12 protein-coding genes are annotated in these 14,714 nt (G+C 72.0%); 7 read left to right on the plus strand and 5 right to left on the minus strand.

Going from position 1 to position 14,714, the window contains the following annotated elements:
* Positions 1–5: 5 nt before the first annotated feature.
* On the minus strand, positions 6–773 hold the full coding sequence (map, locus tag OG823_RS33260; protein ID WP_371484058.1) for a type I methionyl aminopeptidase: 768 nt from the start codon (positions 771–773) through the stop codon (positions 6–8).
* A gap of 63 nt (positions 774–836) precedes the next feature.
* On the opposite strand from map, the gene OG823_RS33265 reads away from it, so the two are divergent.
* The gene (locus OG823_RS33265) at positions 837–1,112 is read left to right on the plus strand and encodes a helix-turn-helix domain-containing protein (protein ID WP_371484059.1); all 276 of its coding nucleotides are present in this window, start codon (positions 837–839) and stop codon (positions 1,110–1,112) included.
* An 18-nt stretch (positions 1,113–1,130) separates the two neighbouring features.
* On the opposite strand, the gene OG823_RS33270 is transcribed toward OG823_RS33265, so the two are convergent.
* Positions 1,131–1,310: a hypothetical protein gene (locus tag OG823_RS33270; protein ID WP_371484060.1), complete on the minus strand. Its 180-nt coding sequence runs from the start codon at positions 1,308–1,310 to the stop codon at positions 1,131–1,133.
* Between the two features lie 365 nt (positions 1,311–1,675).
* Between OG823_RS33270 and OG823_RS33275 the strand changes: the two genes are divergently transcribed.
* Together OG823_RS33275 and OG823_RS33280 are read left to right on the plus strand one after the other, a co-directional pair.
* Positions 1,676–2,434, plus strand: coding sequence for a trans-aconitate 2-methyltransferase (locus OG823_RS33275; protein ID WP_371484062.1), 759 nt, complete (start codon positions 1,676–1,678; stop codon positions 2,432–2,434).
* Positions 2,435–2,689: 255 nt separating this feature from the next.
* Positions 2,690–3,904 (plus strand): PP2C family protein-serine/threonine phosphatase, encoded by a 1,215-nt coding sequence (locus OG823_RS33280; protein WP_371484064.1) that lies wholly within the window; start codon positions 2,690–2,692, stop codon positions 3,902–3,904.
* Positions 3,905–3,973: 69 nt separating this feature from the next.
* On the opposite strand, the gene OG823_RS33285 is transcribed toward OG823_RS33280, so the two are convergent.
* Entirely contained in the window at positions 3,974–4,690 is a 717-nt protein-coding gene (locus OG823_RS33285; protein ID WP_371484065.1) for a hypothetical protein, read from the minus strand.
* A 300-nt stretch (positions 4,691–4,990) separates the two neighbouring features.
* Positions 4,991–5,584, minus strand: coding sequence for a hypothetical protein (locus OG823_RS33290; RefSeq protein WP_371484066.1), 594 nt, complete (start codon positions 5,582–5,584; stop codon positions 4,991–4,993).
* 253 nt (positions 5,585–5,837) lie between these two features.
* On the opposite strand from OG823_RS33290, the gene OG823_RS33295 reads away from it, so the two are divergent.
* From OG823_RS33295 to OG823_RS33305, 3 genes are all read left to right on the plus strand, one after another.
* Positions 5,838–6,914, plus strand: a complete 1,077-nt coding sequence (locus tag OG823_RS33295; RefSeq protein ID WP_371484067.1) for a helix-turn-helix transcriptional regulator — start codon at positions 5,838–5,840, stop codon at positions 6,912–6,914.
* A 199-nt stretch (positions 6,915–7,113) separates the two neighbouring features.
* On the plus strand, positions 7,114–8,124 hold the full coding sequence (locus OG823_RS33300; RefSeq protein WP_371484068.1) for a DUF4190 domain-containing protein: 1,011 nt from the start codon (positions 7,114–7,116) through the stop codon (positions 8,122–8,124).
* Positions 8,125–8,646: 522 nt separating this feature from the next.
* Positions 8,647–11,463, plus strand: coding sequence for a PKD domain-containing protein (locus OG823_RS33305; protein WP_371484070.1), 2,817 nt, complete (start codon positions 8,647–8,649; stop codon positions 11,461–11,463).
* 291 nt (positions 11,464–11,754) lie between these two features.
* Here the strand turns inward: OG823_RS33305 and OG823_RS33310 are convergent, their stop codons facing one another.
* On the minus strand, positions 11,755–12,660 hold the full coding sequence (locus OG823_RS33310; RefSeq protein ID WP_371484072.1) for a hypothetical protein: 906 nt from the start codon (positions 12,658–12,660) through the stop codon (positions 11,755–11,757).
* Positions 12,661–13,464: 804 nt separating this feature from the next.
* Between OG823_RS33310 and OG823_RS33315 the strand changes: the two genes are divergently transcribed.
* Positions 13,465–14,424, plus strand: coding sequence for a hypothetical protein (locus OG823_RS33315; protein ID WP_371484074.1), 960 nt, complete (start codon positions 13,465–13,467; stop codon positions 14,422–14,424).
* Positions 14,425–14,714 lie beyond the last annotated feature (290 nt).

A 14,714-nucleotide genomic window follows, 5' to 3' on the forward strand; every position in this document is an offset into this window, starting at 1 on the left:
AACGGTCAGGGCAGGGTGAGGATGCGGGGGCCGTCCTCGGTGATGGCGACGGTGTGTTCGATGTGGGCGGCTCGGCTGCCGTCGGTCGTGCGCAGCGTCCATCCGTCCGGGTCGGTGCGGTACTCGTCGCGTCCGCCGGCCATGAGCATGGGTTCGATCGCGAGGGCGAGGCCGTGGCGCAGGGAGAAGCCTCGGCCGGGCCGTCCCCGGTTGGGGATGTGGGGGTCCTCGTGCATCCGGCGGCCGATGCCGTGGCCGCCGAAGTCGGCCGGCATGCCGTAGCCGCCCTCGCGTGCGACCGTGCCGATGGCGTGGGAGATGTCTCCGACGCGGTGGCCGACGACGGCGGCCGCGATGCCGGCGTCGAGGGCCTGCTGGGTGGCGGCGATGAGCTCCAGGTCGGCGGGGCGGGCGGTGCCGACGGTGAAGCTGATCGCGGCGTCACCCGTCCAGCCGTCGAGTTCGGCCCCGCAGTCGATGCTGACCAGGTCACCGTCGGCCAGGCGGTGGTCGTCGGGGATCCCGTGCACCACGGCGTCGTTGACGGAGGCACAGATCACGGCGGGGAACGGGACGGGGGCGAAGGCCGGCCGGTAACCCAGGAACGGTGACCGTGCTCCGGCCGCGGTCAGAACGCCGCGGGCGGCTTCGTCCAACTCGCGCAGGCGGACTCCCACGGCCGCCGCTTCGCGGGCGGCTGCGAGCGCGTGGGCCACGACGCGTCCGGCCTCCCGCATCATGTCCAGTGCCGTGTCGGTCTTGATCTCCACCATGTCGTCGTGACTCCTCGCGATGCGATGCAATCCAATACTTATACCGGTATTAGTATCACGGGTATGGTGAGAGTTCCTCTGAGTCCGTACGAACGGCAGCGCGGAGAGCGCTTCGGGGCCCTGCTCCGTCGGGCCCGCGGTGACCGCAGCATGGTGGACGTGGCAGCGGCGGCCGGAGTGTCCGCGGAAACGCTCCGGAAGATCGAGACCGGCCGGGCCCCGACACCGGCCTTCTTCACCGTGGCGGCCCTGGCCCATGCACTGGGCCTGTCACTGGACGACCTGGCCGGTGCCTTCGCCGAGGATGCCGTCGGCGGTGACCAGGCCATGTCGGCGTGAGCGTCGGGAGTGCGGTGCTCAGGCAGCCCGCTGCGCCGCGAGCGGCTCGTCGGCCCCCGGCCGGTCGTCTACCACCAGCCGCAGGTGCGGCTGCTGCCGCGGCTCCCGGGGCTGAGCGAACACACGCTCCTCGAAGCGGGACAGCAGGATCACCGCGGCGAGCAGCAGCGGAGGTATCAGCAGGGCGAGCACGATCATGAGTGGTCTCCTGGTACGAGGGTCGTGTGCCGGGGCGCCTGCCCGCACTTCTCACTCCGATGCGTCGGAGAGCAGGCCCGGATGGGGTCGATCGGGCACGAGGCTTCCCCGCCGACCCGATCCTCCATCCACCGGGAGCAGGTACGTCCGACGGTGTCGGCAGCAGTGTCCGGCGGCGACAGGACCGTGCCCGAACGGGACTGCCGCGCGCCCGCGCCGGCGCTGCGCCCGCGCCCGCGCACTGCGCCCGGGCCCCCAGCCGCGCCCCGCGCCTTCACTCGCGCCCTCGCCCGGGCCGCCGACCGACCCCGGGCAACTACCCGGGGTGCCCGCTTGCCCGGCGGCGGAGAGGGTAGGGGCAGCCCATGAGCGCCGACGAGACCGCCAGGTCCACCGGGCCGGCCGAGTACGCGGTGTCGGCCGAGTTCTACGACCTCCTGCAGGCCGAGGACGACCGCCGCCGAGCAGAGGGACGATTCGCCGAAGCCGCCCGAAAGGCGCGGGTGGGCGTCATCGACGCCGGGGCCGGAACCGGCATCGTGACCGAGGTCCTGGTGGGCGCCGCCGCAACCCCCGTCCACGCGGTCGAACCCTCGGCGGCGATGCGTATCGCGCTCTTCGCCCGTCTCGCGCGGCTCGGCGCGGACCAGCGGGCCCGCATCACCGTCCACCCGGAGACCTTCGGCGCCTGTGGCCTGCAGGAGGCAGCCGACCTGGCGGTCGCCTCGAACGTGGTCGCCTGCCTGGAGCCGGCCGCGCGCAGGGCGCTGTGGCCGGTGCTCCTCACCGCGCTCGTCCCCGGGGGCCTGCTGCTTTTCGACCCTCCTCCGCCGGAGGTCCCCGCGATGACGGAGAGCCGGCCGCTGCCGCCGGTTCGTCTCGGACCCGACCTGTACCGCGTCCGGCGCACGTGCACGCCCGATCGCGGGGTGATCACCGTGCGTTTCGACTACCAGGTCGAGCGCGACGGCCGGTTGCTGCGCGGGGAGCGGGAGAGCTTCCGAATGTGGCCGGCCGCTCCCGGCGACATCGAGGGGGAGCTCACCGCCACCGGCTTCGAGATGGTCCGGGCGCCGCGGGCGGATCTGGTCGCGGCCCGGCGGCCCGATCGGCGTCCGGCGTAGTCGGCGACTCGTCCGGGATCCGGCCGAGCGTCGCGGGTGAACACCCCGGTACGCCCGGGTGGCCGGGCCGGTACGCGTGGTACACCCGGGACGTGCCGGCGGCGCGTGTCCGGTGTCGGTCCGGTCTGTCCGGTGTCGGTCCGGTCGGTCCGGCGGCCGACCGTGGCGGCCGGCCGTAGGGCCGCCGGAGTGAACCTCGCCCTGCTCCCGCGCCCCGCGCACCGCAGGCGCTCGCCCATGAGGTGGGCTGGTGCCATGACATCCGACCCCATCCAGCTCAACCTCGGCGAAGAGCTCCTGGAGGAGTTCCTCACCCGCAGGCGCACGTTCGACCCGGCGGATGTTCCGGCGATGGCCAACCGCTACACCGAGAGCCTGGGCATCGGAAGCAGCACCGTCTACCTGGCCGACATCCAGCAGAACCTGCTCTTCCCGATCTCCGGCGGCCCCGCGGTTCCGATCGAGGGGACGCTGGCGGGATGGGCGTTCCGGACCTCCTCGCTGAGGGTCGCCGAGAGTTCCGGCGGAGGGCTGGCGGCGTGGTTCCCGCTGATCGACGGGGCGGAGCGACTCGGGGTCCTGCTCCTGGAGGCGTCCGCGCTGGATCGCCCCGCGTTGCGGCGCTGCCGGATGCTGGCGGGGCTGCTCGCCATGGTGATCACCTCCAAGCGGGACACCAGCGACAGCTACTCCCGGACCACCCGGGTCGACACCATGTCGCTGCCGGCCGAGATGCTGCGTGCCTTCCTTCCCCCGAGGACCGTCAGCACCGACCAGGTGGTGTCCACCGCCGTCCTGGAACCGGCCTACAACCTGGGTGGCGACGCCTTCGACCACTCCTTGGCCGCTGGGGTCCTGCACGCGGCGGTGCTCGACGCCATGGGGCACGACCTGGCCTCCGGCCTCGCGGCCGCCGTGGCGCTCGCCGCCTGCCGCAACGCCCGGCGCAACGGCGCCGACCTCCCGGATCTCGTCAGCAGTATCGACGACGCGCTCATCGAGTGGATCCCGGACCGCTTCGCCACCGGCGTCTTTCTCCGGCTCGACCTGGCCACCGGCACCCTGCACTGGTCCAACTGCGGCCACCCGGCGCCACTGCTCATCCGTGACCAGGAGGTGGTGACCGACGCGCTGTCGTCCGCTCCCGAACCGCCCCTCGGCCTCTCCGGACTGATGGAGGGCACCCGCAGCACCAACACCGCCTCCCTGCACCCGGGGGACCGGGTCCTGCTCTACACCGACGGCATCATCGAGGCGAAGGGCGCGCACAACGAGCTGTTCGGCCTGGAGCGGTTCGCCGACTTCGTGATCCGGGCGACCGCCGCCGGCGAGATGGCCCCCGAAGCCCTGCGACGCCTGATCCACGCTCTCCTCGGGGACCAGGGCAGCACACTCACGGACGACGCCACCATCATGATGATCGAATGGCAGCCCCCGTTCCCGCGGAACGCGGACGGCAGCCCGGCGTAGGCGCGCGGCGGCTGCCGGGAGCACCCGTCCGGGCGGCGGCCGGAGTGGCCCGGCGGGCCGGCGCCCGGTTCAGTGCAGCACGCTGACCGCGCGGGCGATGACGAGCAGGGAGGTCAGCAGCGCGGCGATGCTCTCCACGCTCATCAGGAGCTTGGCCCGGGTGGAGAGCGGCATGGTGTCGGTGGGACTGAACGCGGTGGAGTTGGTCACCGAGACGTAGAGGTAGTCCGGGAGGGTGGGTACCCAGTCGGACGAGCCGCTGGCGCCGTCCGCGACCTCCTGGACGGCGTCGTCGTTCTCGTCCTGCGAGAAGCGGAAGTCCGCGAGCGGGAGTTCGGCCCGGGGGGCCTGGGTGCGGGCCACGGGGCCACCGCGGTCGAGTTCCCAGTAGGCGAGGCCGAAGACGATGATGTTGGTCAGCCATACCTGGAGGGCGGCGACCAGCAGCTGCCCGCCGTCCTTGACCTCGGAGGACACCAGGGCGTGGATGAGGATGCCGAGCGAGGTCAGGTTGCTGAGCCCGATCAGCAGGACGAGGGACAACGACAGTACGCGCGAGATCCGCGTCTGGCGGGTGAGCCGCTTCGGGTTGACGGCCACCAGCGGTACGAGCAGAAGCAGTTCCAGTGCCGGGAGGACGTAGCGCGGCGCCACCAGCAGCTGTTGGGGGAGCGCCACGTACAGCAGGATCGCCGTCAGGGTGGCCAGCACCCCGGGCAGCCGCGCCTCCCCGCGCCGTTCGTGCCTGGGGTGCCGGAACCGCGACTCCTCACGACTGCGCGCCATGACCACTCCCTCTCGCCAGGGGAACGCGCCACGGTGGGTATTCCCGTACACCGTCTTGTCGCTGAAGCGCCTCCTCACACCCGCCGCGGGCCGGTGACTTCGGAGTGTGGCGACCACGGTTCGTCGCCGTCGGCCGTGCTTCGCCGGGTCCTGGGGTCGGCGTCGGCGGTCGTGCTTCGCCACGTCCTCGGGTCGGCGTCGGCGTCGGCGGCGGACTCGGCATGAGGACGGTGGGCGGAGGTGCTGTTCCCGGCTTCCGTCCGGGTCGACGAGGTAGCGCCGGGGGCTCGCTCGGCCGGGTCAGGAAGCGCCCTCCGTGGCGCCGCGGAACCGCGCCCAACTCCAGGCCCCCGCGGCTGCCAGCAGAGCCGCTCCCAGGGCGTAGAGCGGGAGCCAGAGCGTGGTGGTGGCCGCGAGGCAGTCCTCGACGGCCTGGTGGCCGGCCTCATGCTGGGCGTAGGCCAGGGCGTCGCCGTCCTGACCGGCGAGGGAGCCGAGGGCGGCCTGCGTGTGCAGGATCTCGTAGTTGCCCGCCTGCGCGCAGTTCTCACGGGTGCCCGGCATGGGGAAGAGCCAGCTCCAGCGTTGCATGGCCGGTGCGAGAGCCAGGGCCACGCACAGGCCCACGACCAGGGAGTAGGCCGTCAGGCTCCAGCCGTAGCCGGTCGGTCGGGCTCCCGGTGTCCGGGCCGGTACCCGGCCGAAGGAGAGCACCACGGTGAGGAGCGTGAGGCCGAGGTACGTGGAGAACCACTGCCACGAGCCCTGGGCGAAGGAGAACGCCAGCACCACGCCGAGCGCGGTCCCCAGGACCCCGGCGTCCCCGGCCGCCCGCGCGCCGGTTCCGCCGACGGCCGCGTGGGCCCCGGCGCTTCCCGAGCTGGGTGCGCTCACGTGCTCCCTCCCGCCTGTCGCCCGGGGAGCAGTCTCCCGCGACCACCCGCGGCCGGCCGGGGCACCACACCGACGCGCCCCGGGCCCCACCCGCTCGGTCCAACTTCGGGACGACCCACAGGGGGCGTCCCGGAGTTGGTGACGGGCCGTCCGGGAAGCCGATCGGACGGCGGGAGCCGTCGATCCGCCGGCGTTGAGGGGCCAGGACGGATAGTGGACAGAAACCGCCCGGTATCCGCGCTAGGCTCCGGCCATGTCTCGACCCACCGGACGCGTGCTGACCCTGCTGGAGCTGTTGCAGTCAGGCGGCATCCGGACGGTCGCCGAACTCGCCGACCGGCTCGGCGTCGACGGGCGGACCGTCCGCCGGTATGTGGAACAGTTGCTGGACCTCGACATTCCGGTGCAGGCGGTGCGGGGCCGGTACGGGGGGTACCGGCTGTCGCCCGGGTACCGGCTGCCACCGCTCATGCTCAGCGACGACGAGGCGCTCGCCGTCCTGCTCGGCCTGGCCGCCGGCCGCCGGGCGGGGCTGATGACGGCGGCGGACGCGGCGAGCGAGACCGCGGCGGCCAAGATTCGCCGGGTGCTGCCCGAACGCCTGGCCCGCAGGCTCGACACGGTCCTGGAGTCCCTCGCCTTCACCACGCCGGCGGGGGAATCCGCCGCACCGGACGCCGAGGTCCTGCTCACCGTCGCCGACGCGGTACGCCATCGACGGCCGATCACGATCAGATACACCGACCGCGCCGGAGAGCGCACCGAGCGCTCGCTGCACGCGTACGGGATCGTCGCCCACGCGGGTCGGTGGTACGTCACCGGCAGGGACCAGGGGATCGGTGAGGACCGGACCTTCCGGCTGGACCGCATCGCCGACGCGAGGCCCCTGCCCGGCTCGTTCGAGCCCCCCGCCGGGCTCGATCCGGCCCGGCGCGTGCTCGCGGGGTTCGCCGCCGCCCCGTACCGACACGAGGTGACCCTGCGGATCCACGGGACGGTCGATCGGATCCGGTCCCGCCTTCCGGCCGGCGTCGCGACCGTGGAAGAGCTCGGGCAGCCGGAGGAGCCGGTGCCGTCAACACAGCCTGTGGAGCCGGAGGAGCCGGTATCGCCGACGCAGCCTGTGGAGCCGGTGCCGCCCGCTGACCCGGCCGCTGATCGAGCGGCCGAACGCTGGCTGCGGGTCGAGCTCCGGGTGGAGGACCTCGACTGGCTGCCGGCGGTACTCGCCTCACTCGACCGGCCGTTCGTCATCGAGCGGCCCGCCGAACTGCGCGACCTCGTCGCGGCGCTCGCCGACCGCCTCATGTCCTGCGCCCGCCAGGTCTGACGGCGGCGGACCACTGTCACCGGGCCGCGGGGCCGACCCCGCCCCGCGCCGTCCCGTGCCCGGGGGCGGCCCGCCCCGGTGGGTGCTTCGCGGAAATCGGTTCGCTGCCGCCCGAAGATCAGGAGAGACTTCGGGGTCGAGGCTTAACGGCCGCTCACCCTCTCAACCTGCTCGAATCAACCTGCTCGAAGGATTTTGTATGACCATTCCTGCCCCGCCCGACAGCCCGCAGGCCGCCGGTGAGCCGGCCGACGTCAACCCGTGGGCGCCGCCGGGCTCGGGGCAGAGTGAGGGCCGGGGCGAGGTACTGGGGCACGGAGGGGCCCCCGCCCCGCTCCCCGGCGGAGGCCCGGGCGTGCCGTACTGGCCGCAGTATCCGATGCCGATGCCGATGCCGCAGCCCCGCAACGGCCTGGGCATCGCGGCCCTGGTGCTCGGGATCGTCGGCGCCGTCCTCGGCCTGACCGTCATCCTGTTCTGGCTGTCCTGGCTTCCGGCGCTGCTCGCCGTGATCCTCGGGGCCATCGGGCTGGCGCAGGTGCGCAAGGGCCGGGCGACCAACCGGGCGATGGCACTCGCGGGCGTGATCCTGGGCGTCACGGGCCTGCTGGTCTCGGCCGGTGCCGGTGTGTTCGTCGTCGCGCAGGTGCACGCGGTCAACGAGGGGCGACGGGCAGCGGAGGCCGCCGCCCGCGCCCGCACCGAGGCCGCCGAGGAGCGGGCGGCGAAGGAGAAGGAGCGGATCGAAACCGAGATCCGGAAGACCGAGGCGGAGCGGGAGGCCAGAGCTGCGGACGAGCGGGCCCGGCGCCTGTCGTTCGGCCAGTCCTACACGTACGAGGACGGGTTGAAGGTGACGGTGGCCAAGCCCGAGCCGTACGTTCCGGACGAAACCGTCTTCGAGGCCCCCGAGAACGCGACGATCCGCCAGCTCAGGATCACCGTCGTCAACACCGGGTCGGCAGACATCTCACTCTCCGGCTCGGGGATGCTCTTCGTCCGGGACGCCGACGAGAAGCTCGTCTTCATGCTGATCGACGGAAGCGGACGGCTCAAGATCCTCGACGGCTCTCTCCGCCCCGGCCAGGAGGCCACCGGCCTCTCCGCGTACGCCCTGCCGAACAGCGCGGCCGCCCGGTTCACCGTCCAGTTCGCCCACGGGTCCGGCCTGGAGCGCAAGGACGTCATCTGGAGCGGTCCTCCCAGCTGACCGAGGTCTCTCCCTCCGTTCCGTACCGGGAACGGGCGCGATCGCGGAGAGGGACACACGAGCCTCCGACGCGTCCGATGTGTCCGCCCGGTGCACGGCCGGTGAGCCGGCTCCGACCTTCTACGGCCGTCTTCCGGCGGACGCCCTGAGGGTGGACGGCGATCGCCGTATCCTCGACCTCCTACTCGTCCGGAGGTCATACCTCGCGCCGGCGGCCAGGGCGCGGCCACCCTTGCCGACGCCCTCTTCCGCGCCGAGCGCGTCCCGCACTGCCTGCACGGGTTCACGGGTTCTGACCACGCGCTCGCCGGCCCAACGGGCAGCCCGCGAGCGGCTGCTGCCGTCGCAGGTCGGCGCGGGACGCGGATCCCGTCGAGGGCCTGCGGCTCAGGCGGACAGCGGGTGGCGCATGATCCTTGGACGGGGATAATGCGACAGCGCGGGCCTGCACTCGGCGCGCTCTCGGGGCGCGAGTGGTCAGTCGGCGGGTGGACCGTTTCCTCGACCTAGGAGCACACTTCAGTGCGTTTGCACAGACTGGCAGGACTGACCACGGTCGCGGTGATAGCAGGGGTGGTGCTTCCGGTGCCGGCGACGGCTGCTGCCCCGGGCGCCCTGCTCGTGGACGGCACCGCCAAGGAGATCTGCTCCGACCAGGGGACCGGGACTCCGGACAGGCCCTACTGCACGCTCGCCGCAGCCGCGGCGGTGGCTCAGCCGGGGCAGACGGTCGAGGTTCGGAGTCTCGCCATGGCGGAGACTCTGCAACCGATCCGGTCGGGGACGGCAGATCAGCCCATCCGCTTCGTGGCGGTCAACTCGGGTAACGACAACTGGTCACGCCCGGCCATCTCCGCCGTGACCATCGCGGGCCTGCACGACGTGACGGTGGCCGGCTTCGCGATCAACGGTGCGGCGGTCACCGTCAGCAGGTCGAGTGATGTGCTTGTGGACAACAACTTCGTCAACACCGGGTCCGGAATCGTCGTTGACGGGGGAAGCACGCGGGTGACGGTCAGTCGGAACCAGCTCCCGTCCTCCCAGCTCACCGTTCGGGGCGGTGCGACCGGAACCGTCGTCACCGGCAACGCGGCTCTCAACGCGGGTGCGCCGGCGCTTCGGGTGATCGATGCCCCCGGAACCGTCGTCACCGGGAACACCCTGGTGACCGACTGCTTCACAGAGCTGCAGATGGAGGGGGACTCCGGCGGCGCGGTGATCGCGAACAACGTCATCGCCGCACGGCAGACGCCCTACGACCTCCAGTACTGTGCCCCGTCCGACCGGTCCGCCGAGGTCGCGATCGACGCCTCCTCCACGATCGGCACCCGGCTGGACTACAACCTGGTACACCCCGCGCCGGGAGCGCCGGCCTATCGGTGGGCGGGCCAGAGCTACCCGACCGCCGCGCTCCTCGGCACCGCCACGGGACAGGGGCAGCACGACCTGACGGCTGATCCGCACTTCAAGGACGTCGAGCACCTGGACTACTCACTGGGAACGGGATCGCCGGCCATCGACTCCGCCGACTCCACGGCGGTCGGCGCGAGCGCGGCCGACGTCCTCGGCGGCGCCCGTGTCGATGACCCGCTGGTCGCCGACACCGGGAACGGCCCCGGCCACTACGACCGCGGCGCGTTCGAGACCCAGGGCGTTTCCGCAGTCGATCTGCAGCTGGACCACCAGCAGGCCCCGTACTCCCAGCAGATCACCGCATCGGCGAAGGCCGCCGACGACTGGGGCACCACCCTGGCGTACTCCGTGGACTTCGGTGACGGGACCGCCCCGGGCACGGCGGCCACCTCCTCCCACACCTACTCCGTCGAGGGCGAATACACCGTCACCGTGACGGTCAGCAATCCCCAGGGAGGCAGGGCCTCCACCCGCAAACCCGTCTCGATCCGCCGACCCGGCCCGGCAGTCGCGGTGTTCACCAGTGCGCCGGAGCTGCCGACACCGGACAACACCGCCCCGGGGTTCATGGCGCTGCAGTACGCGTTCGACCTGAAGCCCTACATGGCCGCCAACCCGTGGCCGATCGTGGCCGCCGCCTTCGACTACGGAGACGGGTCCGGCTCGTGGCAGGTTCCTGCGGGCAGCACCGCCACCACCCACACCTACGCCGCGCCCGGCGACTACGGGGTTCGGCTCACCGTCACCGACAGCATCGGCCGGACCGCCAGCACCGTGCAGTCGACCCACGTCGCCTACGCGCCCGGCGGCTACGTTCCGGTCACACCCACCCGTGCGCTGGACACCAGGACGATCGGCCCTTCCCCCGGCGCGGGAAAGGTCGGCCCGGGCGGCGAGGTCGTTTTCGACTCGGCGCCCTGGGGAGTGACGGTTCCGCACTCGGCGACAGCCGTGGTCCTGAACATCACCGCCACCGAGCCGGACCAGGACAGCCACCTCACCGTCTATCCGCACGGCGCCCCTCGGCCGAGCACCTCCAACGTCAACTTCACAGCAGGGCAGACCGTTCCCAACCTGGTGACGGTGCCCAAGGGCGCCGACTGGAAGATCGCCGTCTACAACCACAGCGGCTCGACCCATGTCATCGCCGACGTCTACGGCTACTACATGCCGGGCCAAGGGGCGCTCTTCAACCCGGTCACCCCCGACCGACTGCTCGACACGCGCAACGGCACCGGCGCGCCGAAGGCCGCCGTCGGTCCGGGCGCCGAGGTCAGGGTGAAGATCGCCGGTGACCACGGCGTGCCCTCCGATGCCGTGGCCGCCGTCCTCAACGTGACCGCCACCGAACCGGACTCCTCCGGCCACGTCATCGTCTACGCCGGCGGCACCACACGCCCGAGCACCTCGAACCTGAACTTCACCCCGGGGCAGACCGTGCCGAACCAGGTCATCGTCCCGGTCGGCTCGGACGGCACGGTCGCGCTCTTCAACTCCGCCGGCCACACGCAGTTGATCGCCGACATCACCGGCTACTACCGCGCCGGTCAGGGCAGCCGATTCACCCCGGTGAGCCCGTCCCGACTGCTCGACACCCGCATCGGCACCGGCGCGCCGATCGGCCCGATCGGAGCCGGAGCGTACCGAGCCGTCACCGTCGCGGGCACCCCGGTCGTACCCGCCGGCTCCAGCGCAGCAGTACTCAACGTGACCGTCACCGGCCCCGTCGACTCCGGCCATCTCACCGCGTATGCCGACGGCACCGCTCGCCCGGACACCTCCAACCTCAACTACACGTCCGGACAGACCGTCGCCAACCACACCCAGGTCCCCGTCGGAGTCAACGGCCGCGTCGACCTCTGGGCGTCCTGGGGCAACCCCCAGGTCGTGGCCGATCTGTTCGGCTACTTCGGCCCGGCCTCCTGACACTCCAGCAGGGGTGCGAGTGGCTCGGGCACCCGGGCCCGCCACTCGCACCACCGAAGGCGCCGTCAACGGACGGACGGCACGGGTGGTAAGACTTCTCACGGTCACAGCGTGCCCCGCCCGGCCCAGTCCCAGCGGTTCGTTGACGCCACCGCCCCCTGAAGGCCCACCAGTTCACCGCACTCGCCGATGAGACCTCTGACCCGCACCCGAGCCGAGCCACCCACCAAGGCCGGCTGACCGCTGCAGGACCCGACGGTGACGGTCCTCCGCCTTCAACGCGGCGGACCGTCAAGCGCTGTTCCAGGGGACATCCGGCGTGAGCATCTCGTGGATGCAGCGCCGCAGTCCGCTGGTGGAGTCGACCGGTGGGAGCCATGGCACCCGCTGAAGGAGGTCGCTGTGCTGGTCGGTACCGGGATCGGTGAGCAGGGCGCGGAGTTCGTCGGGGACGGGGTCGTCGACCAGGCACAGCCAGGCGAGGCCGGCGCCGATGCGGATCGCGGGTGGTCGGCCGGGATCCGACCACAGGTCCCGGGCCCATGCCAGAGCGTGTTCATCCTGGTGTTCACGGGCGAGTTGGGCGATCCCCAGGATCAGGCTCACCTGGACCACCGGATCATCTTCCGCCGCCAGCCTGCTGTGCAGAGCTGATGAGACGCGTGAAATCTCGCTGGTCGCCGCCGCCAGGACGAAGGCGGTCGCGGAGCGGACTTCGGGATCGGGGTCGGGGAAAAGAGGGAACAGGAGGTGCAGGTCGCCCGTGACGGCGTCGCGGGCGGCCTGAATCGTCCAGTCCACCGGGCACTCTGTGGTGCCCTCGATCTCCAATGGATCTTCAGCGACTGCGAGAAGGCCTTCTCGTGATCCGTCCCCGTGGTGTTGGCAACGTCCGATCTCGGCGACCAGGCGAAGGGTTTCCGCGCGGACTCCGGCGGATCCGCCAGCCGCGATCCGGAGCAGGAACGGCACCGCCAGTGCTCCCACCGCGATCGTGCTGCCCTGGTGGTGAAGATCTGTCCGCAGCTGCCACAAAGCCCCGTCGGCGGCTTCGGCCTCTCCGGAGGCGAGCGTCGCAAGGAGACCGGGAACCTCCTCGCCCGGGCCGTAGAAGTGCGGAAATCGGTGCCAAGGTATCTCGTCGTACCTGAACCCGTCCTTGACCTCTCGTGGGATCGCGCTCACGACCGTACGCATGTCGCATTCCGTGCCTGCCCACGGCTCGGGCCACCTGGACCAACGCTCATCGTCCATAGCCTGGCCACCAGACATCAGAGCCGTCCTCCGCTCGCCGAACACGCGGTCCGCGAGCACTCTCGGCAACGACCGGGGGTCGATGCCGCACGCGCGAACCCAGGGTCTGCCGTCCCGTCGATCGACACCACCCGAACCCTCGACAGCTGTCACCGGTCGGCGCGAACCCGAGGAGTCTAACTACTGATGATCAAGAGCGCAGTCCTTTCACTGCACCTGCTCACCTCTACGTCCCGTCGTCGTTCGCGCGGACAGGCACGGTTCGACGGCGGTCGGTGTAGGCGGGCAGCGGTCGAGAAACGCAACGCCCGGTGACTCGTGCACGGGTGGAGGGCGGCGCAGCGCCGGCTCGGCGTGCACCGCTTCGATCAGGGGGCGGGCGCGTCGGGAGCGGGGTGGGGCTCAGCCGAAGTCGGGGATGGGGTGGTCCGGGGCGAGGGCGGCGGCGATTCGCTGGGCGGATCGGCGCGAGCCACGGCACGACCGTGCTCGATCTCGACGAGCAGGCCGTCCCCGAGCAGCCGCGGGTCGCCCTGACCGTGGGGCGGGCGGCCACTGCGCGGTGGCGCGCTGGCGCGCGCCGGTGCGTTGCGGCGCACGCGGGGCACCGGCGCGCCGTGAAGTGCCTGACGCATCGCCAGACCCCTTGTCGGGTCGGGCTCGGCTCACCTACGGTGCGACCGGGGAGAACGACCGAACCGGGGCGGGGGGAGGCCCTTGTCCCGGTTGAACTGGGGGGAGAGCACCATGGCCGACACGGGTACCAACGGGATCGACGGTACACTGGGCCGGATCGAGCGGCGGCTGACCGGTCGCGCTCGGACGATGATCGAACAGCGGGCGCAGCAGCCCCAGGGTGTGCAGCCGCCGCCACCCACCGACGCCGAGGCGCTGGACATCCTCAAGTCCAGGCTCGAGATCGCCCGCCACGCGCTCAACGAGGTGCGCGACGACTACCTGATCTCCAACGACGACCCGACCAGGCACCAGGCTCTGCTGACCGAGTACGTCCGCGAGCTGACCACCCGGGTGGCCGAGGCCGAGGCCGTCGGCGGCCTGGTGGCGCAGCTGCGCACCGGGCTCCAGCAGTGGTCCAACAAGGCGGGCCTGGAATCCAGCACCCTGGTCGCCGCGTTGGTGGAGCACCTGGTGAAGCGCGAGCGGCAGCGCCGGGAGGACGCGGTCGCCGCCGCACAGGCGCTGGCGGACCGCCAGGCGGCGGCCCGGCTGCCGCGGGTGCGCAACGACACGGAGATCCTTCAGGAGGCGATCCGCCGCAAGTGCGGCGAGGCCGGGCCGGCGTACGACCCGGGTGCGCGGCGGCTGCCCGGGGACGTGAAGTCGGTCCTGGTGGTGGGCGGCGCCGAGTACCACGGGGCGAACGGCCACAGTGGTCAGCTGTCGCCGGTCACCCTCGCACTGATCCCGCAGCTGGTCGACCGGTTGGAGCACTGGACCGAGACCGGCTGCGCCGAGGTCGCGGCGCTCAACCGCTTCCTGGTCTCGGCCAACTACACGTCCGCTGCGGCTGCCCTGACCGCGATCGACCAGAACGTGCTCAGGGGCGCGCTGATCGGGACCGTGTGCCTGTACGACCGCAGCGCCGACAACCCCGGGAGCTGGCACGTGCGCACCCCCTGCGAGCAGTGCCAGCAGTGGTTGAAGCGGGCCGGGATCATCGCGTACACCAAGGGCGCGCGGAGCTGACCGACTGGTGGGGCGGGGCGAACCGGCTCGAAGCGGTCCGGCGCGACCGGCTGCCCGCCCCCACCCTCTCGCTGCCCGCCCCACCCTCTCGCCGCCCGCCCCGGACGCGACCTCGCCACCATGATCGCCGACCTGGCCTGCGATGGACCGCCGGAGCGGTCCATGCTCCCCCTGCACCGGTACCGGCAGCCGCAGCCGTACCTCGCCGGGATCCTGGCCTCGACGCGGCCGGCGGTCCCCCGGGATCCGGGGCGGAACAAGGCCGGTCCGTCGAGCGTTCGGCGTGCGGG

Origin of the sequence: Kitasatospora sp. NBC_00315 (assembly GCF_041435095.1) — a bacterium.
Taxonomy (GTDB): Bacteria; Actinomycetota; Actinomycetes; order Streptomycetales; family Streptomycetaceae; genus Kitasatospora.

Excerpts from the sequence above, each read along its gene's own strand:
- map (WP_371484058.1), bottom strand. The coding sequence starts at position 773 with ATGGTGGAGATCAAGACCGACACGGCACTGGACATGATGCGGGAGGCC.
- OG823_RS33265 (WP_371484059.1), top strand. The coding sequence starts at position 837 with ATGGTGAGAGTTCCTCTGAGTCCGTACGAACGGCAGCGCGGAGAGCGC.
- OG823_RS33270 (WP_371484060.1), bottom strand. The coding sequence starts at position 1,310 with ATGATCGTGCTCGCCCTGCTGATACCTCCGCTGCTGCTCGCCGCGGTG.
- OG823_RS33275 (WP_371484062.1), top strand. The coding sequence starts at position 1,676 with ATGAGCGCCGACGAGACCGCCAGGTCCACCGGGCCGGCCGAGTACGCG.
- OG823_RS33280 (WP_371484064.1), top strand. The coding sequence starts at position 2,690 with ATGACATCCGACCCCATCCAGCTCAACCTCGGCGAAGAGCTCCTGGAG.
- OG823_RS33285 (WP_371484065.1), bottom strand. The coding sequence starts at position 4,690 with ATGGCGCGCAGTCGTGAGGAGTCGCGGTTCCGGCACCCCAGGCACGAA.
- OG823_RS33295 (WP_371484067.1), top strand. The coding sequence starts at position 5,838 with ATGTCTCGACCCACCGGACGCGTGCTGACCCTGCTGGAGCTGTTGCAG.
- OG823_RS33300 (WP_371484068.1), top strand. The coding sequence starts at position 7,114 with ATGACCATTCCTGCCCCGCCCGACAGCCCGCAGGCCGCCGGTGAGCCG.
- OG823_RS33310 (WP_371484072.1), bottom strand. The coding sequence starts at position 12,660 with ATGCGTACGGTCGTGAGCGCGATCCCACGAGAGGTCAAGGACGGGTTC.
- OG823_RS33315 (WP_371484074.1), top strand. The coding sequence starts at position 13,465 with ATGGCCGACACGGGTACCAACGGGATCGACGGTACACTGGGCCGGATC.